17 protein-coding genes are annotated in these 19406 nt (G+C 72.8%); 5 read left to right on the top strand and 12 right to left on the bottom strand.

What is annotated here, in order from left to right; genetic code table 11:
* Positions 1–20 precede the first annotated feature (20 nt).
* Positions 21–1577, top strand: a complete 1557-nt coding sequence (locus AB0J97_RS46820; RefSeq protein ID WP_364102487.1) for a beta-N-acetylhexosaminidase — start codon at positions 21–23, stop codon at positions 1575–1577.
* A gap of 21 nt (positions 1578–1598) precedes the next feature.
* Positions 1599–4181 carry a glycoside hydrolase family 2 protein gene (locus AB0J97_RS46825; RefSeq protein ID WP_364102490.1) on the top strand — a complete coding sequence of 861 codons (2583 nt, stop codon included), beginning with the start codon at positions 1599–1601 and terminating at the stop codon, positions 4179–4181.
* Positions 4182–4192: 11 nt separating this feature from the next.
* On the opposite strand, the gene AB0J97_RS46830 is transcribed toward AB0J97_RS46825, so the two are convergent.
* From AB0J97_RS46830 to AB0J97_RS46845, 4 genes are all read right to left on the bottom strand, one after another.
* Positions 4193–5125, bottom strand: a complete 933-nt coding sequence (locus tag AB0J97_RS46830) for a carbohydrate kinase (protein WP_364102493.1) — start codon at positions 5123–5125, stop codon at positions 4193–4195.
* Between the two features lie 126 nt (positions 5126–5251).
* A complete protein-coding gene (locus AB0J97_RS46835) occupies positions 5252–5827 on the bottom strand; it encodes an SRPBCC family protein (protein WP_364102496.1) in 576 nt (191 codons plus the stop codon).
* Positions 5827–6138: a metalloregulator ArsR/SmtB family transcription factor gene (locus tag AB0J97_RS46840; protein ID WP_357707549.1), complete on the bottom strand. Its 312-nt coding sequence runs from the start codon at positions 6136–6138 to the stop codon at positions 5827–5829. The genes AB0J97_RS46835 and AB0J97_RS46840 overlap by 1 nt, the downstream gene beginning before the upstream one ends.
* Before the next feature lie 56 nt (positions 6139–6194).
* A complete protein-coding gene (locus tag AB0J97_RS46845) occupies positions 6195–6968 on the bottom strand; it encodes an alpha/beta fold hydrolase (protein WP_364102499.1) in 774 nt (257 codons plus the stop codon).
* 209 nt (positions 6969–7177) lie between these two features.
* Between AB0J97_RS46845 and AB0J97_RS46850 the strand changes: the two genes are divergently transcribed.
* Positions 7178–7900: a hypothetical protein gene (locus tag AB0J97_RS46850; protein ID WP_364102502.1), complete on the top strand. Its 723-nt coding sequence runs from the start codon at positions 7178–7180 to the stop codon at positions 7898–7900.
* A 31-nt stretch (positions 7901–7931) separates the two neighbouring features.
* Here the strand turns inward: AB0J97_RS46850 and AB0J97_RS46855 are convergent, their stop codons facing one another.
* Together AB0J97_RS46855 and AB0J97_RS46860 are read right to left on the bottom strand one after the other, a co-directional pair.
* Complete coding sequence (locus tag AB0J97_RS46855; protein WP_364102505.1) at positions 7932–8756, bottom strand: PIG-L family deacetylase; 825 nt, start codon at positions 8754–8756, stop codon at positions 7932–7934.
* 123 nt (positions 8757–8879) lie between these two features.
* Positions 8880–10271, bottom strand: coding sequence for a tetratricopeptide repeat protein (locus tag AB0J97_RS46860; RefSeq protein ID WP_364102508.1), 1392 nt, complete (start codon positions 10269–10271; stop codon positions 8880–8882).
* Between the two features lie 150 nt (positions 10272–10421).
* Here AB0J97_RS46860 and AB0J97_RS46865 point away from each other — a divergent pair, with 150 nt between their 5' ends.
* The gene (locus AB0J97_RS46865; RefSeq protein ID WP_364102511.1) at positions 10422–11651 is read left to right on the top strand and encodes a cytochrome P450; all 1230 of its coding nucleotides are present in this window, start codon (positions 10422–10424) and stop codon (positions 11649–11651) included.
* Here the strand turns inward: AB0J97_RS46865 and AB0J97_RS46870 are convergent.
* Genes AB0J97_RS46870 through AB0J97_RS46895 form a run of 6 tightly spaced genes read right to left on the bottom strand, consistent with a single transcriptional unit; the run spans position 11626 to position 18283 of the window.
* Positions 11626–12123 (bottom strand): MarR family winged helix-turn-helix transcriptional regulator, encoded by a 498-nt coding sequence (locus AB0J97_RS46870; protein WP_357707562.1) that lies wholly within the window; start codon positions 12121–12123, stop codon positions 11626–11628. The two genes, AB0J97_RS46865 and AB0J97_RS46870, sit on opposite strands and share 26 nt — an antisense overlap.
* A 45-nt stretch (positions 12124–12168) precedes the next feature.
* Positions 12169–13737 carry an amidohydrolase family protein gene (locus AB0J97_RS46875; RefSeq protein WP_364102515.1) on the bottom strand — a complete coding sequence of 523 codons (1569 nt, stop codon included), beginning with the start codon at positions 13735–13737 and terminating at the stop codon, positions 12169–12171.
* The gene (locus AB0J97_RS46880; RefSeq protein WP_364102518.1) at positions 13734–14444 is read right to left on the bottom strand and encodes an ABC transporter ATP-binding protein; all 711 of its coding nucleotides are present in this window, start codon (positions 14442–14444) and stop codon (positions 13734–13736) included. The genes AB0J97_RS46875 and AB0J97_RS46880 overlap by 4 nt, the downstream gene beginning before the upstream one ends.
* Positions 14441–16234, bottom strand: a complete 1794-nt coding sequence (locus AB0J97_RS46885) for an ATP-binding cassette domain-containing protein (RefSeq protein WP_364102521.1) — start codon at positions 16232–16234, stop codon at positions 14441–14443. The genes AB0J97_RS46880 and AB0J97_RS46885 overlap by 4 nt, the downstream gene beginning before the upstream one ends.
* Positions 16221–17078, bottom strand: coding sequence for a branched-chain amino acid ABC transporter permease (locus AB0J97_RS46890; RefSeq protein WP_364102524.1), 858 nt, complete (start codon positions 17076–17078; stop codon positions 16221–16223). Before AB0J97_RS46890 ends, AB0J97_RS46885 begins: the two co-directional genes overlap by 14 nt.
* A complete protein-coding gene (locus tag AB0J97_RS46895; protein WP_364102527.1) occupies positions 17078–18283 on the bottom strand; it encodes an ABC transporter substrate-binding protein in 1206 nt (401 codons plus the stop codon). Before AB0J97_RS46895 ends, AB0J97_RS46890 begins: the two co-directional genes overlap by 1 nt.
* Before the next feature lie 96 nt (positions 18284–18379).
* On the opposite strand from AB0J97_RS46895, the gene AB0J97_RS46900 reads away from it, so the two are divergent.
* On the top strand, positions 18380–19315 hold the full coding sequence (locus AB0J97_RS46900; RefSeq protein ID WP_357707575.1) for a TIGR03619 family F420-dependent LLM class oxidoreductase: 936 nt from the start codon (positions 18380–18382) through the stop codon (positions 19313–19315).
* Positions 19316–19406: the final 91 nt, after the last annotated feature.

A 19406-nucleotide genomic window follows, 5' to 3' on the forward strand; every position in this document is an offset into this window, starting at 1 on the left:
GCAACCCTCGGGAGGCGGTCATGAAGATCCGCACCGCTGCGGTCGTGCTGACGACCCTGCTCGCCACTTCGGTCTCGGCGTCGGTAACCGTCTCGCCCAGCGCGACGGCGGCGGCCGCCGTCGCCTTCGGGACGATCGTGCCCGCCCCGGTGAGCGCGGTCCCGGCGGCGGGGGTGACGTACCCGATCACCGCCGCGACGGCCCTGTACTCCGACGTGCCCGAGCTGGGCGAGCAGCTCGCGGGGCGGTTGCGCCGGTCCACCGGCTACCCCGTCCCGACCGTGTCCGCCCCGCCGGCGGACGGGATCGCGCTGCGGCTGGGCACGGTGGCCGGCGGGGACGAGGCGTACCAGCTCGACGTGACCGCCACCGGGATCGTCGTGCTGGCCAACCGGGCCGCCGGGCTGTTCAACGGGGTGCAGACGCTCCGGCAGCTGCTCCCGTACGCGGCCGAGGCCGCCACCGTGCAGCCGGGGCCGTGGCCGGTGCCGGGCGGGCGGGTCGTGGACCGGCCGCGCTACCCGTACCGGGGCGCGATGCTCGACGTGGCCAGGCACTTCTTCCCGGTGGACGCGGTCGAGCGTTACCTCGACCAGATCGCGCTCTACAAGATCAACTACTTGCACCTGCACCTGTCCGACGACCAGGGCTGGCGCATCGCGATCGACTCCTGGCCCCGGCTGGCCTCCTACGGCGGCGGCACGGCGGTCGGGGGCGATCCCGGCGGCTTCTACACCAAGGCCCAGTACCAGGAGATCGTCGCCTACGCCGCCGCCCGAAATATCACCATCGTTCCGGAAATCGACACGCCGGGGCACACCAATGCCGCTCTCGCCTCCTACGGCGAGCTGACCTGCGACGGCGTCGCCCCGCCGCTCTACACCGGCACCGAGGTCGGGTTCAGCACGCTGTGCACGTCCAAGGAGATCACCTACACCTTCCTCGACCAGGTGGTCGGCGAGCTGGCCGCGCTCACCCCCGGCCCGTACCTGCACATCGGCGGGGACGAGGCGTCCTCCACGACGCCCGCCGACTACAAGGCGTTCGTCGACCGGGCGCAGGGCATCGTGGCCGCCCACGGCAAGACCGTGATCGGCTGGCACGACGTCGTCAACGCCACCCCGCTGCCCTCCACGGTCGTCCAGTACTGGGGCAGCGACCCCACCGAGACGGCGGTCTCGACGGCCGGCCGGAAGGTCGTCATGTCCCCGGCCAGTCGTGCGTACCTGGACATGAAGTACAACCGGCGCACCCCGCTCGGGCAGACCTGGGCGGGCCTGATCGAGGTCAAGGACGCCTACGGCTGGAACCCCGGCGCCTACCTCCGGAGGCTGCCGCCCGAGCAGGTGCTCGGCGTCGAGGCGCCGCTGTGGACCGAGACGCTCAGGACGTCGGCCGACCTTGAGTACATGGCCTTCCCCCGCCTGCCCGCGCTCGCCGAGCTGGCCTGGTCCCCGGACGCCACGCACGACTGGACCGCGTTCCGGCAGCGGCTGGGCGCGCAGGGCCCGCGCTGGCGCGTCATGGGGATCGCCTACTACCGCTCCACCCAGATCGCCTGGCTCTCCGGTTCGTAGGAGCCCCCTCAGGAGCTGCGCATGTCCCGATCGATCAGATGCGTCCTCGCCGTGCTCGTCCTGCTGCTCGCCTCGGGGGTGGTGAGCGCCGGCAGCGCCGTCGCGGCGGCCGGTTCGACCGAGCTGGCCTCGGGCTGGGCGCTGCGCCCGGCCACCGGCCTCGCCGACACCGGCGCGGCGATCTCCACGCCCGGGTACGCCACCACCGGCTGGAACCCGGTCACCCTGCCCTCGACCGTCCTGGCCGGCCTGGTCGCCAACGGCGTCTACCAGGATGTCTACTTCGGCCAGAACCTCAAGAACGTGCCCGACCTGACCACCCAGGACTGGTGGTTCCGCGGCGAGTTCACCGCCCCGGCCACGGCCCCCGGGCAGGTCTACTGGCTGCGGTTCAAGGGCCTCAGCTACCGCGCCCAGATCTGGCTGAACGGCGTGCAGCTCGACGCCGCGGCGGTGGGCACGTTCGTCGGCCACGAGTACGACGCGACCGCCGCGATCAGGCCCGGCGCGGCCAACGCGCTGGCCGTCCGGGTCACCCCGCCGCGCCACGACTGCAAGGACCTGTCCGCCTGCACGGTCGACTGGAACCCCGAGGCCCCCGACATGAACGCGGGCATCTGGAACACGACCCTGCTGGACACCACGGGCCCGGTGGCCCTGCGCGACCCGTACGTGCGCACGACCCTGTCGGGCACCGCCGCCGACCTGAACGTCTACGTGGACGCCGTCAACGCCACGAACGCCCCCGTCACCACCACGGTCAGCGGCACGATCGCCAAGGCGGGCCGGCCCGACCTCACCTTCTCCCAGGACGTCACGCTGGCCGCCCGCGAGCGCAAGGAGGTCGCCTTCGCGCCCCTCCACGTGAGCGATCCGGTGCTGTGGTGGCCCTACCAGTTCGGCAGCCCCGAGCTGTACCGGCTGACGGTCGCCGCGGGCGCCTCCGACAGCAAGTCGATCGACTTCGGCATCCGCCAGGTCACCGACTACCGCACCACCGTCAACGGCACCTCGTTCGCCGGATACAAGATCAACGGCCGGCCGATCCTGCTGCGCGGCGGCGGGTACGTGTGGGACCTGATGCAGCGCTGGGACACCAGGACGAACGCCGCCCACATCAACTACGTCAAGGACATGGGCCTGAACACCATCAGGCTGGAGGGCACCCTCGGCAACGAGGAACTGTACGACCTGGCCGACAAGGCGGGCATCCTGGTCATGCCGGGCTTCGTCTGCTGCAGCGCCTGGGAGGACGACAGCGCCTGGACCGCCGAGCAGGAGCAGGTCGCCCGCGCGTCGCTGGACAGCCAGCTGCGCTCGCTGCGCCACCACGCGTCGGTGTTCCTGTGGACCTACGGCAGCGACCAGCCGCCGACGGCCGCGCACCTGGCGGCGTACAAAGGCGTGGCCGCCGCCCTGCACTGGCAGAACCCGACCCTGGACAACGTCGCCACCTGGTCCAACGCCGACGCCGGCATGAAGATGGACGGCCCGTACGTGTGGGAGCCGCCGGTGCTGTGGTGGGACGAGAGCCGCAGCGGCGGCGCGTTCGGCAGCACGGGGGAGGAGGGCACCGAGGCGCCGCCGCCCCTGGAGACCCTCCAGCGGTTCCTGGCGCCCGCCGACATCTGGCCCATCGGCACGGCGTACAACTACCACGCCGGCAAGCCGGGCAGCGTGTTCGACACCGTCGCCCCCTACACCACCGGCCTGACCAAGCGTTACGGCACCCCGACCTCCGCCGCCGACCAGTCGCGCAAGTCCGAGGCGCAGAACTACGAGAACGCGCGCGCCTTCTTCGAGGCGTGGAGCGCCAGGCAGCACGTGCGCTCGTTCGGCTCGATCTTCTGGATGCTGAACAACGCCTGGCCGTCGGTCCACTGGAACCTCTACGACTACTACCTCAAGCCCGGCGGCGGCTACTTCGGGACCAAGAAGGCCACCGAGCCCGTGCACATCGCCTACGACTACCTCACCCGGGCCGTCCACGTGGTCAACTCCACCCTCGCCACCAGGTCCGGGCTGACCGCCACGGTCTCCGTGCACAACCTGCCGGACCTGGCCCAGAAGTACACGGCCTCGGCGCCGGTCACCGCGACCGCCAACGCCGGCGTCCAGGTCCTGACCGTCCCGGCGCTGACCGGGCTGTCAGGGACGTACCTGATCAGGCTCCAGCTCAAGGACGCGGCCGGCGCGAAGGTCAGCGACAACGTCTACTGGTACTCCACCTCGCCCGACACGCTCGGCAACAAGAGCAACTGGTACCGCACCACGCCGAAGACGTACGCCGACCTCACCGGCCTGAACGCCCTGCCCACGGCCAATGTCACGGCCACCGCCGTCCGCGCCGTCTCCGCCGGGACCGAGACCGTCACGATCACCCTGACCAACCCCTCCGGCCTGGCCTTCCTCGTACGCCCGGAGGTGGTCGCGGACGGGCGCGAGGTCGTCCCGGTCACCTACACCGACAACTACGTGACGCTGTGGCCGGGGGAGTCCACGACGATCACCGCCACGTACCGGACGTCCGACCTCACCGGCCACCAGCCGTCGGTACGGGTACGCGGCTACAACGTCCCCACCACCACGATCCCTCTCTCCTGACCCGGGCCCCGTCAGGGGCCGGTCAGCGCGTGTGCCCAGGGCGGGTTCGCGCCCGCCACCGAGCACGTCAGCGCCGACACCCGGGCCGCGAACGACGCGGCGGCCACGGCCGTGTCCAGGTCGAGGCCGTCGAGCCGCCCGCCGAGCAGGCCGCGCGCGCCCAGATCATGCAGGAGCCCGGCGGTGAAGGAGTCGCCCGCGCCGACCGTGTCGACGACGTCGACCTCCGGCGCGGGCACCTCCGCCCGTTCCCCGTCGAGGGACACCAGCGCCCCCGCCGCTCCGCGCGTCACCACCACGAGCCGGGCGCCGGCCGCGTGCCAGGTGTCGCAGGCCTGTTCCACCGACGCGCCGGGCAGCAGGAAGCGCAGGTCGTCGTCGCTGAGCTTGAGCACGTCGGCCCACCCGCACCAGCGTTCGACCCGGTAGTCCTCGCGGGCGGCGAGGGTGGGACGCACGTTGGGGTCGATCGAGACCGTGGCCCGCGCGGCGGCCTCGCGCGCGAACTCCTCGACCGCCGCCCGGCCCGGCTCCCTGACCAGCGCCAGCGACCCGGTGTGCAGGCAGGCGGCCGGGCCGAGCCTGGCCGGGGCCAGCTCGTCCGGGCTCCACTGCCAGTCGGCGGTGCCGCCCGCGTAGAAGGTGTAGGCGGCCCGGCCGTCGCGGTCGAGCGCGGCGACCGAGAGCGTGCTCGGCTCGGCGGCCTCGACGGCCGCCGACAGGTCCACGCCCGAGGACGCCAGACGCTCACGGAACAGCGTCCCGAACACGTCGCCGGAGATGCGCCCGAGGAAACGGGCCGGCGTGCCGAGCCGGGCCAGCGCCACCGCCGTGTTGGCCGGGCCGCCTCCCGGCAGCACCCGCAACCCCAGCTCGCCCCGCCCGGCCGCGCCCTCGGAGGCGGTGAAGCCGTCGGCGACGCACTCGCCCAGAACAGCGATCATCGAGCCTGCCTTCCTGGCGCGCGCCGCCGATGTCGTACGCCCGAGGCGGCATCGACGTCTCCGAATGGGAGCTCATCATCGCAGCCCGCGATCACGCCCGCACTCACCCTCCGTCCTGGGCTCGCGTCAGGCGGTGCCGTTCCCGTCCTTCAGGTGGCGGGGCAGGCCGGTGTCCGGGACGCCGAGCCTTCGCGCGTACCGGTCGTTGAGCTCCGACCAGCCGAAGTCGACCGCCGCGGCGCCCCGGATCGGCGGGATCGGCCGCCCGTCGAGCAGCTTCTCGGCCACGTCGAGGCAGATGTGCCAGCCGGCCGCCGCCTTCGGCAGCATGTCGCGGTCCTGGACGGTGTGCCGCAACGTCAGACGGGTGCCGCCGCCGGTCGCCGCCAGCTCCCAGCGCAGCAGGTCGGTGCCGAACGTGTGCTCCAGCAGCGTCGGCGGCTCGGCGCGGACGACCTCGACCGCCATGTCCAGGGGGTTCTCGTCGTCGATCATCGTGAGCGTCACGCCGCCCGTCTCGGACAGATCCCGGCCGGCGGTGTACGGGGCCCAGGCGGAGAGCTGCCCCGGCTCGGTCAGCGCCCGCCACACCTTCTCCGGCGGGTGACGCAGGTCGCGGACGAAGACGAGGGTCCAGCGATCTCCCGTCGCCTCGCCGCCGACCTGGGCCGGCGGGCTCGGGCGGTACACGTCAGAGGTCATCACTGCTCCAGGTTGTCGAGATGCCGCTCAAGAGCGTCGAGATGCCCGTCCCACAGGGCCCGGTACGGCTGAAGCCAGTCGTCCAGCGCCCGCAGGGGGCCCGCGTGGATGCGGTAGATCCGCCGCTGCGCCGCGGTGCGGCAGGTGACGAAACCCGCCTCCCTGAGCACCTTCAGCTGCTTGGACACCGTGGGCTGGCTGACGTCGAGCGCCTCGACCAGCTCGTTCACGCTGCTCTCGGACACCCGGAGCCGATCGAGGATGCGACGCCGGGTCGGCTCGGAGAGCACGGAGAACGCGTCGACGGACATGCCTCTATATTCCGCTGAAGGTATATGCCTGTCAAGGAATATAGCCGCCTGCTCCTTCAGCGCCGGATGATGATCTCCGTGAGCCGTTCCGGCGCACGCAGCGGCAGATAGTGATCGGCCGCGGCGACGATCTCCAGGCGCGCGCCGGGAATGCCCTCGGCGAGCCGGCGGGCGATCACGTCGATCTCCGGATGGTCGTGATCGCCGACGACGACGGTGGTGGGCACCGCGACCCGCTCAAGCAGCTCGACGGCGCCCACCTCGGAGAAGCGGACGTGGCCCTTCTCCGAGGCCACCCGCACCTTGGCGTTCTCGGTGACCATGCCCTCGATCGCCGCCCATCCCGGCGCCCGGTCGCCCAGCGAGGCCCACACCGTCAGCTCCGTCTCGGCCAGGCGGCCGGCGTCGTTCCCGCGGTCCGCCGCCATGTAGGCGTCCGTCTCGGGAGAGTCCGGCCAGTCGTGGCCACTGGCCGACGCCGCGACCAGGACCAGGGAGCGCACCCGTTCCGGGTGCTCCAAGGTGAAGTCGAGCGCGACCTCGCCGCCCATGCTCAGCCCGACCAGCGCGGCGCGCTCGATGCCGAAGTGGTCGAGCACCGCGAGCAGGTCGTCCTCGTAGCGGAACGGCGCGGTCGGCGGCGTCGAACGGCCCAGGCCCCGCGCGTCGTACCGGATCACGGTGTGGTGGCGCGCGAGTGCGGGGAGAACGCCGTCCCAGAGGCGGCTGTCGTGCACGGAGCCGTGCAGCAGGACCATGGGGGCTCCGCCGCCGGTCTTCTCGGCCCACAGGCTGCCGCCGCCGGAGACGGGGATGTACTCGATGGTCATAGGACCGATTCCATCACGCTTGTCCTGTTCCGCCGTTGACCCTGGCGGGAGGGCCATTCAGGGGGCTCGCCTCGGCGGATGCCCCGGGTGGGGATTCCGGTCGGTCATGTGGTTTTTTCGTGTCCGTCCGAGGGCTCGCTAATGTTATCTCTTCGTGATGTGCGTCGCTGGCGGGTGATTTGTACGGAGAGAGCGTGTGTAGAGGAGATTTGCTGCCCGATTTTTCGTCTTTATCGGGAAATTTGGGGCCAGCGCTGCCCGATCATCCTTGTGGTTACGATTCCTTCGTCCAGTCGTTCTGCGGAGCGAAGGGGAAGAAGGGCGCCATCGATTCCCACGATCTGGCCGAACTCGAAAAGCGCCGGAATGATCCCGACTTCGCCGTGGCGTTCGCCTCCGTGATGCCGCCACGGCAGCTCAAAAGCCTTCTGGCCGGTCTGCGCCGCGCGCATGCCATCCAGTCCACCAGCCTCGACCGGCTGGCCAGAGCGCTGAGCACGCTGCTCGGCACCGCCTCCCGCGCCCCCTGCGCGGCCAGGATCTCGACCCCTTACGCCCACCGCCTGCTCGAAAACCTCGACGACCCGGAAACCGGTTTCGCGCTCGGGCAGTTGTTGCGGTACGGGCGTTTCGCCGACACATTCCTGCGCGACCTGGCCTTCAAGGTCTACGACCATGAACGAAGCCAGCCGCCCGGGTCTCCGTACTGGCGGAACCTTCGTCCGGACTCGCTGCCGATGTGCGCCATCCCCCTGGACGAACGGGACCCCATGGCAGCCGTCATGGCCGCCCTGGCCAACCACCCCCGTGCGGCCCGCGAATTCCTGACGGACGGGCGCCGGGACCCACTGGACTACCTCACCTGCGAACGCTTCTGGCCCGGCCAGACCGAGACACACCTCGACCGGGCCATCGACATCGCGGGCCTCTAGCAACCCGGTGGGGCGTTGTCGCGGTGACGGGTCAGGGGCGGAGGCCGGTGAAGAGGTCTTCCTCGTGGGCGGGGGCGTCGACCTTGTTCAGCTTCCGCTCGAAGGCCTCGTGGGAGAACGCCTGGTGCTGGGCCTCCTCGGGCATGCGGAGGAGGAAGATGTTCTCGCCCTGGCTCTCGTGGGCCTGGAGGGCCTTGAGCTTGCGTTCGACGTAGGGGGTGACGTCGACGACCGCGGTGACCTGCTCGTCGGGGGTGCCGAAGTCGTCGGACGGCTCGAAGCCGCCCAGGTCGACGCCGCTGTCGCGCATCAGCTCGAACATGCGCTTGATCGCGGCCCTGGGGATCGCCGTGTAGTAGAACTTGTCGGGGATGCCGGTCGCCTCGACGGCGGCCACCGTGATGCGGTGGGCCTGCACGTGGTCGGGGTGGCCGTAACCGCCGCCGCCGGTCTCGTCGTAGGTGATGACCACCTGCGGGCGGTAGCGCTCCATCAGCTCGCCCAGCTTGGCGGCGGCCACCTCGACCGGGACGTTGGCGAACGCGTTGGGGTGATGGTTGGTGTCCCAGCCGTCCATGCCGGAGTCGCGGTAGCCGAGCAGCTCCACGTGGTCGATGCCCAGGTGCGCGACGGACTCGCGCAGCTCGCCCAGGCGCTTCTCGGCCACCCTGGCGGCGTCGTGACCCTCCTCGCCCGGTTTGACGCCGCCCGCGTCGTCACCCTGCTCGCCGTTGGTGCAGGTGACCAGCACGGTGCGGATGCCCTCGTCGGTGTAGCGGGCGAGGATGCCGCCGGTGCTCAGGCACTCGTCGTCGGGGTGGGCGTGGACGACCATCAAGGTGAGTTCCCGATCCATGAAGGGAACCCTACTCGGCGCGCCCGACACTTCGGCCCCCGCGTGCGCGGCGACGGCGGACGATGGACGGGACGATGGACGGGGCGGGGGACGGGGCGGGGGACGGGGCGGGGGACGGGCGAGTCAGGCGGTGGTGGTCAAGGTCGTGGCGCGTCGGCGGGCGGCGGCGGCCGTGGCGCGGTCGCCCAGGGCGTCGGCCAGCGCGGCCTGCTTGAGCCAGTTGAACGGGCTGCACGGCCGTACGCCGATCCGCTCGCTCACCAGCGCCCGCGCCACCTCGTGCCGCCCGCCCCGCAGCGCCGCCTCCAGCAGCGTCTTCTGCACGGCGTCCCGCTGGGCGTGGCTGCCGCCGAACTCGTTGACCCGGTGCCGGATCGGGTACAGCAGGTCGACGACGGCCCCGAAGTCGCCCCGCCCGTACGCCACCAGGGCCCGGCACACCGGCAACCCCACCCGCGACGTCATCGCGACGTTGGTGACCCCGGGACGGGACTCCAGCGCGTACGCCTCCCGCGAGGCGACCAGCTTCTCCGCCTCCCCGATCCGCCCGGCCCCCACGTACGCCATGACCGCGTGCACGTCGTTGAAGGCGTAGAACGGCTCGGCCACCAGCGGCGGCCACGCGTCGGCCAGGGCCCGCCAGCGTCCGGGCTGGTCGGACCCCTCCAGCAGGAGCCGCCAGAGCAGCGCGGCGGCGTCCAGCAGCTCCATGGACGTGCGCCCGCCGGCCAGCGCCGCGTCGTACACCCCGAGCGCCCGAGACGTGTCGCCGGTCTCCAGGGCGTAGAGGGCGTAGTGCCACCAGGTGTGGACGTTGAAGAACGTGCCGGTGGACCAGTCGTCCAGGCGGGCGTCGAGGTAGCGCACGCCCTCGCCGAAGCGGCCCTGCATCTCGTAGGTGTGCACGACCGCGTGGATGCCCCACACGTCGCGCCGGTTCAGCTCGACGGCCCGCAGGCCGACCTCCTCGGAGCGGTCGTAGTGGCCGGCCTCCTCCAGGCCGAAGGCGTACATGCCGAGCAGGTGGCCGTAGTGCCGGTCGTCGTCGTGCCAGGCGGTGAGCGCGCCGCCGACCCGGTCGCGCAGCGAGCGGGCGTCGCCGGTGAAGAAGTCGATCTGGTGCCCGGCGGCCAGGGCCAGCGCGTCGCGCGGGTGGGCGACGGTGATCTCGGCCAGCAGCGCGCCGCAGGCGGTCAGGTCGCCGTCGAGCAGCGCCTGGACGGCCGCCAGGTGCGCGCGCTCGCGGGGCAGCAGCGACGACTCGTCGGCCTGGCGGCGGAAGGCGTCGAACCGGGTGCGCGCGCTACGGGCGTCCGCCGCCTCGGTGGTCAACAGGTCGAGGTAGGCGGCCAGGACGTTGCCCATGGGGAAGCCGGGGGAGTCGGCCAGCGCGGCGGTCGCCTCGGCGTCGACCTCGGCCCGGAAGTGCAGCAGCTCGTGGATCGCCCGGTCGTAGTGGCGGGCGGCGGCGGCGCTCGCGCCGGTCATGGCCAGGCCGTGCTCGTCGGTGGTCACCCGATCACTGTAACCACGCCGCCGGCCCCGATTCAGGACGACCGCCCGACGCGCGGCCCGTCATTAGGGGCCATACGAACGACGAGAACACTTTTCGCCCCCAACCCGCATACGTAATGTTTGATGCCGAACGACCGATGAGGAGAGCCCATGCGCCTGGCCGACGTCGATCTCGCGGACCCCGGCAGGTTCACCGACGGCGTGACCCCGTGGCGGATGTTCGACGTGCTGCGCGAGCGGTCACCCGTCCACTGGCAGGACGAGCACGGGCACGGCAAGGGCTTCTGGGCGGTCACCCGGCACGCCGACATCGTGGCCGTCGGCCGCGACCCGGAGACGTTCACCTCCGAAGGCTTCACCAACCTGGAGGAGGTGGACGAGCGGCAGGCCGCGATCCGGCGTTCCATGCTGGAGACCGACGGCCCCCGCCACCACGCGCTGCGGCGGCTGCTGCTGCGCGACTTCTCGGCCAGGGCGGTGGCCGGCTACGAGGTCTTCCTGCGCGGCCTGACCGCCACGACCCTGGACGCCGCCCTGCCCAAGGGCGAGTTCGACTTCGTCAAGGAGGTCGCCGCCGACTTCCCGATCAACGTGCTGGCCCGCATGCTCGACGTTCCCGACACCCAGCGGCTCATCGACTGGGGCAACCAGATCATCGAGAACACCGACCCGGACCGGCTGCGCGAGAGCGAGAAGTACAAGGACCTGCCCTTCCGCAGCCCCGCCTCCCTGGAGGTCTTCGAGTACGGCCGGGAGCTGGCCGCCCGCCGGCGCGGCGGCGACGGCACGGACCTGGTCAGCCGGCTCGTCAACCAGGCCCCCGCGGACGGCCTGCCGCTGTCGGACCGCGACTTCGACAACTACTTCCTGCTGCTGGTCGTGGCCGGGAACGAGACCACCCGGCACGCCATCTCGCACACCATGCTCGCCCTCATGGACCACCCCGCCCAGCTCGACCGCCTGCGCGCCGACCCGGCGCTGATGCCGCGCGCCGTGGACGAGTTCCTGCGCTGGGCCTCACCCGTCTACCACTTCCGCCGTACCGCGACCCGCGACGTCACCCTGAACGGCCGCCGCGTCGCCGCCGGCGACAAGGTCGTCATGTGGTACGCCTCGGGCAACAGGGACGAGCGCGTCTTCCCCGACCCGTACCGGTTCGACGTGGGCAGGGACGCCGACGAGCACCTGACGTTCGGCAGGGGAGGCCCGCACTACTGCCTCGGCGGCGCGCTGGCCAGGCTGGAGATCCGGGTGCTGTTCGAGGAGCTGCTGCCGCGCCTGTCGTCGATCGAGCCCGCCGGCGAGGTGCGCAGGATCCGCTCGAACTTCGTCAACGGCATCAAGGAGCTGCCGGTCAGATGCTCTCCAGGTGCTCCATGACGCGCTTGAGCGAGCCGGCCAGCTCGCGCCGCTGATCGCTGTCGAGCTCCTTGACCACGAACGCCTCCTGCCGGTTGAACTCCGGGAACAGCTCGCGCATCAGCCGCTCGCCGGTGGCGGTGAGCGCCAGCATGACCCGGCGGCCGTCCGTGGGATGCGGGTAGCGCCGCAGGTGGCGGTAGGACTCCAGGGTCTTGACCACGCCCGTGAGGGTGCCCTTGGAGATGCCCGCCTCGGCGGCGACGTGGCGGGTCTCGCTCTCGCCCCAGATCCACACCACCCACATCACCACGAACCCCGTCCAGGTCAGGCCGGTGTCGCGCAGGACGGTCTGCTCCAGGTGGTTGCGGATGGCCGAGGAGGCGCGGTAGACGTTGGACACCGCCCACATGGCCTCGAAGTCGATGTTGAGGTCGCCCAGCCGCTGGCCGATGGCCTCCTCGGTCTGGCGCAGCGTGTGGTGTCCCGTCATGGCACGAAAGTATATTCGGTACCTAACAATCTTTGCGCTGGCCATTCACGAACGGGCCCAAACGACCCGGCCGCCGAACACCGTCAGGTCCACCGGGGCCGCCACGACGTCCTCGTCCGCCGTCGCCGCGCTGAGGCACAGGTCGGCGACCTTGCCCGGGGTGAGCGTGCCCTTCCAGCCCTCGGCGAAGTCCTGCCGTGCTCCGGCGATCGTATAGGTGGCCAGGGCCTCCTCCAGCGAGATGCCCTCGCCGTCGCGGTCGACCAGCGCCGCCACGCCCGCCCGCCAGTCCGGCGCGGTCACCGGGGCGTCGGAGCTGCACGCGGTCAGCACGCCCGCGTCGAGCGCCGAACGCGCCGGCCACTCCCGCTCGGCCGCCCGCGCGCCGAACAGCTCGCGCGTGGTGCCCGACTCGACGCGCTGGAGCACCGGCTGCAGGTTGATGCCGTAGCCCAGCTCGCCGAGCGTGGCCAGCGCCTGCTCGGAGGCGAACTGGCCGTGGATCACGTAGTGGCGGGGGTCGGCCCTCGGGTGCTCGCGGGAGATCGCGGCCAGCGCGTCCGCCACGGCGTCGATGCCCCGGCTGCCCACCACGTGCACGCCCGCCTGGAGGCCGGCGACGTGCACCAGGCGCAGGATCTCGTCCAGCTCGGCGACCCGCTCGGCGTCCGTGCCGCCGTGCGTGCACAGCGAGCCGTGCCCGCCCGACGGGTACGCCTCCCGCATCCAGGCCGTCTCCGACGGCGGGATCCCGTCGGCGAACACCTTCACGCCCAGCAGCCGGACCAGCCGCTCGTCCACGCCGTCCAGGTCGTCCGGCAGGCGGTCGAGGTAGGCGGCGGTGTCGGCGACCGAGGCGCCCGACATCGGGCTCGGCAGGCCCAGGACGCTCACCCGCGCGGTCAGCCCGCCCGCCCGCGCCAGCTCCCCGTACGCGCCCAGCACCCCCGGCCCCATGCCGCCCGCGAACGCCTCCCCGCCGCCCGGCCCGAGGCCCGGCTCGGTGAAGCTGGTGATCCCGGCCCGGTTCAGCTCGGCCACCACCTCGCGCAGCACCCGGGTCAGGCCGCCCGGCGGAGGGGGCACCAGGCGCTGGACGACGCCCTGGTCCCCGTGGTGCAGCAGGCCGTCGCCGTCCTCGGGCAGCCCGGCCAGGCGCAGCGCGGCGGAGTTCGTCCACGTCGTGTGGCCGGAGAAGTCCTGGAGGAGGACGGGATGGTGGGGGGCGACGTCGTCCAGGTCCGCCTTCGAGGGCAGGCGGCCCTCGGCCAGCCGGCCGGGGTTCCAGCCGATCCCGCGCACCCACTCGCCGGGCCCTGCGGCGCGCACCGCGGCGGCGACCCGGTCCCGCACCTCGGCGATCGACCCCACCGCCACGTCCAGGCAGAACGGCGGGCGGGTCAGGCCGTAGCCGCAGGCGTGCAGGTGGGAATCGTTGATCCCGGGCAGCAGGACGCGGCCCCGCAGGTCCACGACCTCGGCCGCGGTCCAGCCGGCGGCGTCGCCGACGTGCGCGATCACGCCGTCGCGCACCGCCACGCCCGTCGCGTACGGCCGCGCCGGGTCCATCGTGAGCACCCGCCCGTTGACCAGCAGAAGATCGGCGTCAGTCATGAATCGTCTCCAAGGTAGGCGCGCTTGAGCGCGGCATCCGACTCGCGCAGCGGCGTGGGGTCGCCGCCGTAGGTGATCGTGCCGTGGGACAGCACGTACGCGCTGTCGGCCAGGGCCAGGGCCGCGTGCGCGAACTGCTCGACCAGCAGCACCGCGCAACCGTCGTCGGCCAGCCGCCGGATCACCGGCAGCAGCCGGCGGACGACGCCCGGCGCCAGGCCGAGCGACATCTCGTCGAGCAGCAGCGCCACGGGACCGGTCCCGATGGCCCTGGCCAGGACGAGCATCTGCTGCTCGCCGCCGGACAGCAGCCCGGCCCGCACGTCGAGCCGCCGTTCCAGCTCGGGGAACAGCCCCAGGCCGCGCCGGGGGTCGCCGGCCAGGGACAGGTTCTCGCGGGTGGTGAGCGTGCCGAACACGGCGCGGCCCTGCTCCACGTGCGCCAGGCCGTGCCTGGCCCGGTGGGTGCGCGGCCGGCCGGTCAGCGCGGCCCCGCCCAGGACGATCTCGCCCCCGGCGACCGGCACCACGCCCGAGACCGCTTCGAGCAGCGTCGTCTTGCCCGCGCCGTTCGGGCCGAGCAGGACGGTGACCTGCCCCCGCGCGGCGGTCAGCGTCACGTCCCTGACCACCGGCCGGCCGCCTCTGGCCACGGTCACGTCGCGCAGCACCAGATCCATGGGGTCGCCTCCCGTCCGCCCGCTCACGCGGCGGGCTCCTCGCCCAGGTAGGCCCGCAGGACGCGGGGCTCGGCGAACACCTCGGCGGGCGGGCCCTGGGCGACGACGCGGCCGAAGTCCAGCACGGTCACGCCCGTGCACGCCGCCCGGACCAGGTCCAGGTCGTGCTCGATGAGCAGGACGGCGGCGCCGTACCGGGCGGGGACCCGGCGCAGCCAGGCGCCCAGCCGTTCGCTCTCGGCGTGGCCGAGGCCGGCGGCGGGCTCGTCCAGCACCGCGATCGCCGGACGGGCCAGCAGCGTGCCGGCCACTTCGAGCAGTCGCCTGGCGCCCACGTCGAGCGCGGCGATCGGGTCGCCGGGCGCGGCCGTCACCAGCCCGGCCAGGCCCTCCTCCAGCTCGGCGTCGCTCAGCGCGCGGCGCGCGGCGAACCGCAGGTACTCGCGCACCGACAGGCCCACCGGCACCCGGTCCTGCTGGAACGTGCGGCGCAGCCCGGCCCTGGCGCGCCGGTGGACCGCCGCGCCGCCCCGGGCGCCCGCGACGGCGACGCCGCCGACCTCGACCAGGCCGCCTCCGGTGGGGACGAACCCGCTGATCGCGTCGACCAGGGACGACTTGCCTGCGCCGTTCGGGCCGACCAGCCCGTGCACCTCGCCGGCGAGCACGGTGAGGCCGACGTCGTCCACGGCGACGACCTGGCCGTACCGCACGCTCACCCGCTCGATCCGCAGCGCCGCGCGCCGCCCGTCCGCGGCGAGGGCCGGAGCCTCGGGTCCGGCCGCCGCGGACACGCCCGGTCCGGTGTCGGCGTGACGGGCGTCGGAGCGGCGGGCGCGGCGGGCGCGCAGGGCGGCGCGGAGGCCGTCGCTCATGCCCGACCCCTGCGTCATCGCCTGCACCGCGCCCACCGCGAACACGACGTTCGCCCACTGCTGCGGCACGCCGAGCCGCCGCAGCAGCTCGCTCACCAGCACGCCCAGCGCCCCGCCGACGAGCGCGCCCTCCGCGTGGTGGGCGCCCGCCATCACGGCCACCGCGTAGGCCACCAGCGACTGCCCGGGGTCGAAGTTGCGCGACACCACCATGGCGAGCTGCCCGGCCAGCAACGCCCCGGACACGCCCGCGATGAACGCGCTCACCGCGAAGGCGCTCAACTTGGCGGCGGGCACGCTGGTCCCGGCCGCCGCCGTGGCCCGTTCCGACTCCTTCAGCGCCCGCCACGACGCCCCGAGCCGGGTCCGCCGCACCAGCGCCAGCGCCACCGCCACCAGCGCGAAGACGCCGCAGCACAGCAGGAAGTACTGGCGGTCCGAGGTCAGCCCCGCCGGACGGCCCACCACGACGCCCTGGCTCACGCCGGGGAAGGAGTTGGCGGCCATGACGACGTCCACGGTCGCGGCGAAGCCCAGCGTGACGATCGCCAGGTGCACGCCGCGCAGCCGCAGCGCGGGCAGGCCGATGAGCAGCCCGAACGGCACGGCGGCCAGGCCCGCGAGCGGCAGCCAGACGTACAGGCCGCCGGGGACGCCCCAGACGTTGAGCTGGGCGGTGGTCCAGGCGCCGATGGCGGCGAAGGCCATCTGGCACAGGGAGACCATCCCGGCCTGCCCGGCCACCACCCCGAGGCTCTGCAGCAGCACCCCGGAGATGACCGCCGACATCGCCAGGAACACCCAGTACGCCGGCAGCCCGGCGGCGAGACCGTAGGCGGCCGCCGCCGCCAGGACGCCCGCGACCGCCCACCGCGCCACCGGCCCGTCCAGCGGGACGCCCGCGACCGTCCGCCGCGCCACCGGCCCGTCAGCGCGACGCATCCCACACCTCCCTGCGCCGGCTCCACACGAGGATCAGCAGGATGGCCGCGAACGGCACCACGTCCCGGTACTGCTGCACCACCGCCGACCCCGCGAGCACCCCCTCCAGCAGCCCGAGCGCGAGCCCGCCGGCCAGCGCCCCGGCCAGCCGCCGCAGCCCGCCCAGCAGCGCCGCCGCGCAGGCGGGCACGATGAGCATGCTCAGCGACAGGATGTCGCTCGACCGCACGGGCGCCACCACCAGCAGCACCAGCGACGACAGCGCGCCGGCCAGGGCCCACACGGTCACGGTGAGCGCGCGGGTGCCGATGCCCAGCAGCTCGGTGGTGACCGGCCGCTCGGCCATGGCACGCAGGCGCAGGCCCAGCGGCGTCCGGGTGAGCAGCAGCGAGGTGCCCGCGCCGATCACGACGGCCAGGGCGAGCAGCACGACCGCCCCCTGCGTCACCACGACCCCGGCCAGCGTGGCGACGCGGCCCGCGGCCGGGTTCGGCAGCACCCGCGGCTCGTCGCCGAAGGCGATGTAGGCCAGCGCGATGATCCCGATGAGCTGCGCGATCGACACCGCCGTACGGGTCTGCGGCCCGCTCTCGGCGAACCACCGCGTCATCACCAGGCCGCACCCGGCCGACACCAGTGCCCCGGCCGCCACCCCGGCCAGGGCCGCCGCCCAGTACGGCCACCCCGTCCCGGCGAGCGCGGCCATCACGTACACCCCGGCCACGCCGGTCGCGGCGACGGCCAGGTTCACCGTCGCGGTCAGCCGGTACATGGCGGTGAGCAGGAGGCCGAGGGCGGCGAACGTGCCGCCCGCGGCCAGCCCGGAGACCAGGCCCTGGAACATCAGCCGAGCGTCCCGGGGTAGCGCACCCACTCGGGCGTGACCACGTGCCAGGCGCCGTCCTTGAGCCGGACGATCTTCCCGGCCCGGTTGGAGAAGTGCCGGGCGGCCTGCCCGAACTCGTACGGGGTGCCGGTCATCGGGGTCTGGACGGGCTTGAGCGCCCTGAACGCCGCCGCCACCGACTCCCGGGTGATCGGCCCCTTGATCGTCCTCAGCGTGTCCACGAAGTAGGTGGCCGCCAGGTAGCCGCCCTGCCCGAAGGAGGTGAGCGGCACGTTCTTCGCGGTCATCAGCTCGCGCCAGTCCTTCAGCGCGGGCGAGTCCGCCTCGGTGAACGGCTCGAACTCGGCGTTGGCGTACATGCCGTCCCCGTCGGGGCCGAGGGCCTTGGCGACGGCCTCGGTGTAGGGCGCGGTGGTCATCAGCCAGTCGATGCCGGTGACGTCCTGCTGCTTGACGACCTTCATCCAGGCGATCGCCATCGGCTCGGTGCCGTTGTACAGGACCGCCTGGCAGCCCTCCCGCCGGGCCCGCAGCACGAACGGCGTGGGGTCGGAGTCCGGCTTGACCGTGCGGTCGTCCAGGGTGAGCTTCTTGCCGGTCAGGGCGGTCCAGCTCTTCACGGCCCCGCCGTAGGCGTCGTTGGTGTTGCCGAGGATCGCCAGGAACATGCAGACCTTGTCCCGTTTGAGCACCTCGGAGGCGTAGTAGAGGTTGATCGCCATGTTGAGGTACGGGCCGGTGTTCACCGGGGAGACCGCCGGGGACTCGAAGCAGGTCGGGTCGACGCCGGTGCCCTGGACGGAGACGATCCCCGACTGCTGGTAGAAGGGGGCGTTCACGGCGCAGTCGAGCAGGCTGGCCGAGCCGGCCAGCGCCACGACGCCCTGGTTGGTGACGACGTCCCTGGCGGCCTGGGCGGCGGCGGCCGGGTCGCCCTTGTCGTCGGCGCTGACGTACTCGATCTTGTGGCCGTTCACGCCGCCCTGCTCGTTGACCCGGTCGAAGACGGCCTTGGCCGCGGCCGAGGAGTCGGGGAAGGTGACCGCGCCGCTCAGCGAGCTGACGCCGCCCACCTTGATGACGTTCCCGGCGCCGCCGGACGAGGCGGACGGCGGCTCGTCGGACAGGCCGCACCCGGCGACCGACAGCGGGAAGGCGAGCAGGACGGCGAGCGGGACGGCGCGTGCCCTCATGGCGATCATGGGCGACCTCTCTGCGGATTGTGGAGGGATCGTAAGGTGCCAAACGAGCTGGTTCAAGAGCTAGCTTGTTTAAGATCGTTCGGGTATGAAAGAAAAATGAAGCAACCGCGCATGCAACTCGTGCTGTCCGAGAACTGGACGATGACCTCGGCCCGCGACCTGCCGGTGCTGGTCCGGTGGGCACGCGAGGCCGAGGACGCCGGGTTCGACTCGGTCATGGTCAGCGAGCACCTGGCGCTCGGCCCCGACGCCGGCGCCCGGGGCCGCATGGCCAACCCCCGCGAGTACGCGCTGCCCGGCAACCAGGACCCGTTCACGCCGTGGCCGTACTCGCTGGGCCTGCTGGCCGCCGTCGCCTCGGTCACCACCCGGCTGCGCCTGGCCGCCGCCGCGGTGCTCGCCCCGCTGCGCCACCCGCTGGCGCTGGCCCGCGAGCTCGGCACGCTCGACCTGCTCTCGGAGGGCCGGCTGATCGTGCTGCCCACCGTGAGCTGGAGCCGCGACGAGTACGCCGCGCTCGGCGTGCCCTTCGAGCGGCGCGGGCAACTGCTCGACGAGCACCTGGAGATCTGGGAGCTGCTCTGGCGGGACTCGCCGGTCACCTACCGCGGACGGCACTACCGGTTCGACGAGGTGTACTTCGAGCCGAAGGCGTACCGGGAGAGCGGGCCGGCGCTGTGGTTCGGCGGCGCGCGGATGAGCGCCCACCTGCTGCGCCGGATGACCCGGTGGGGCAGCGGGTTCAACCCGCTCGGCTATCCGCCCGCCGAGGACATGAAGGCGCTGGCCGACGGCATGAAGGCGGCCGGTCGCGACATCGGCGAGCTGGAGCTGGCCGGCGGCACGCGGGCCGTCTTCCCCGACGCCGTCTCCTGCGCGCCGCTCGGCCCGGCCCTGGAGCACATCCCGGCCCGGATGGCCGAGGGTTACACCACCTTCTGCATCAAGCCGTCGCAGTTCGTCGACGACCCGGACGGCGTGGGCGCGTTCTGCCGCGAGGTCATGCGGCGGGTGGGCGAGCTGACCGGGTGAGGACGTCGCGCGGCCGGCCCTCATCCGGCCCCCCCCCGGGGGGCCGGGGGAGGAGGGCCACCCACAAACGGAGAGCCGCGGGGGGGGGAAG

The sequence above is a fragment of the Nonomuraea sp. NPDC049607 genome (assembly GCF_040675375.1).
Taxonomy (GTDB): Bacteria; Actinomycetota; Actinomycetes; order Streptosporangiales; family Streptosporangiaceae; genus Nonomuraea.

Excerpts from the sequence above, each read along its gene's own strand:
- AB0J97_RS46875 (WP_364102515.1), bottom strand. The coding sequence starts at position 13,737 with ATGACTGACGCCGATCTTCTGCTGGTCAACGGGCGGGTGCTCACGATG.
- AB0J97_RS46885 (WP_364102521.1), bottom strand. The coding sequence starts at position 16,234 with ATGCGTCGCGCTGACGGGCCGGTGGCGCGGCGGACGGTCGCGGGCGTC.
- AB0J97_RS46825 (WP_364102490.1), top strand. The coding sequence starts at position 1,599 with ATGTCCCGATCGATCAGATGCGTCCTCGCCGTGCTCGTCCTGCTGCTC.
- AB0J97_RS46900 (WP_357707575.1), top strand. The coding sequence starts at position 18,380 with ATGAAGCAACCGCGCATGCAACTCGTGCTGTCCGAGAACTGGACGATG.
- AB0J97_RS46855 (WP_364102505.1), bottom strand. The coding sequence starts at position 8,756 with ATGGATCGGGAACTCACCTTGATGGTCGTCCACGCCCACCCCGACGAC.
- AB0J97_RS46895 (WP_364102527.1), bottom strand. The coding sequence starts at position 18,283 with ATGATCGCCATGAGGGCACGCGCCGTCCCGCTCGCCGTCCTGCTCGCC.
- AB0J97_RS46840 (WP_357707549.1), bottom strand. The coding sequence starts at position 6,138 with ATGTCCGTCGACGCGTTCTCCGTGCTCTCCGAGCCGACCCGGCGTCGC.
- AB0J97_RS46890 (WP_364102524.1), bottom strand. The coding sequence starts at position 17,078 with ATGTTCCAGGGCCTGGTCTCCGGGCTGGCCGCGGGCGGCACGTTCGCC.
- AB0J97_RS46845 (WP_364102499.1), bottom strand. The coding sequence starts at position 6,968 with ATGACCATCGAGTACATCCCCGTCTCCGGCGGCGGCAGCCTGTGGGCC.
- AB0J97_RS46865 (WP_364102511.1), top strand. The coding sequence starts at position 10,422 with ATGCGCCTGGCCGACGTCGATCTCGCGGACCCCGGCAGGTTCACCGAC.
- AB0J97_RS46835 (WP_364102496.1), bottom strand. The coding sequence starts at position 5,827 with ATGACCTCTGACGTGTACCGCCCGAGCCCGCCGGCCCAGGTCGGCGGC.
- AB0J97_RS46820 (WP_364102487.1), top strand. The coding sequence starts at position 21 with ATGAAGATCCGCACCGCTGCGGTCGTGCTGACGACCCTGCTCGCCACT.
- AB0J97_RS46870 (WP_357707562.1), bottom strand. The coding sequence starts at position 12,123 with ATGACGGGACACCACACGCTGCGCCAGACCGAGGAGGCCATCGGCCAG.
- AB0J97_RS46830 (WP_364102493.1), bottom strand. The coding sequence starts at position 5,125 with ATGATCGCTGTTCTGGGCGAGTGCGTCGCCGACGGCTTCACCGCCTCC.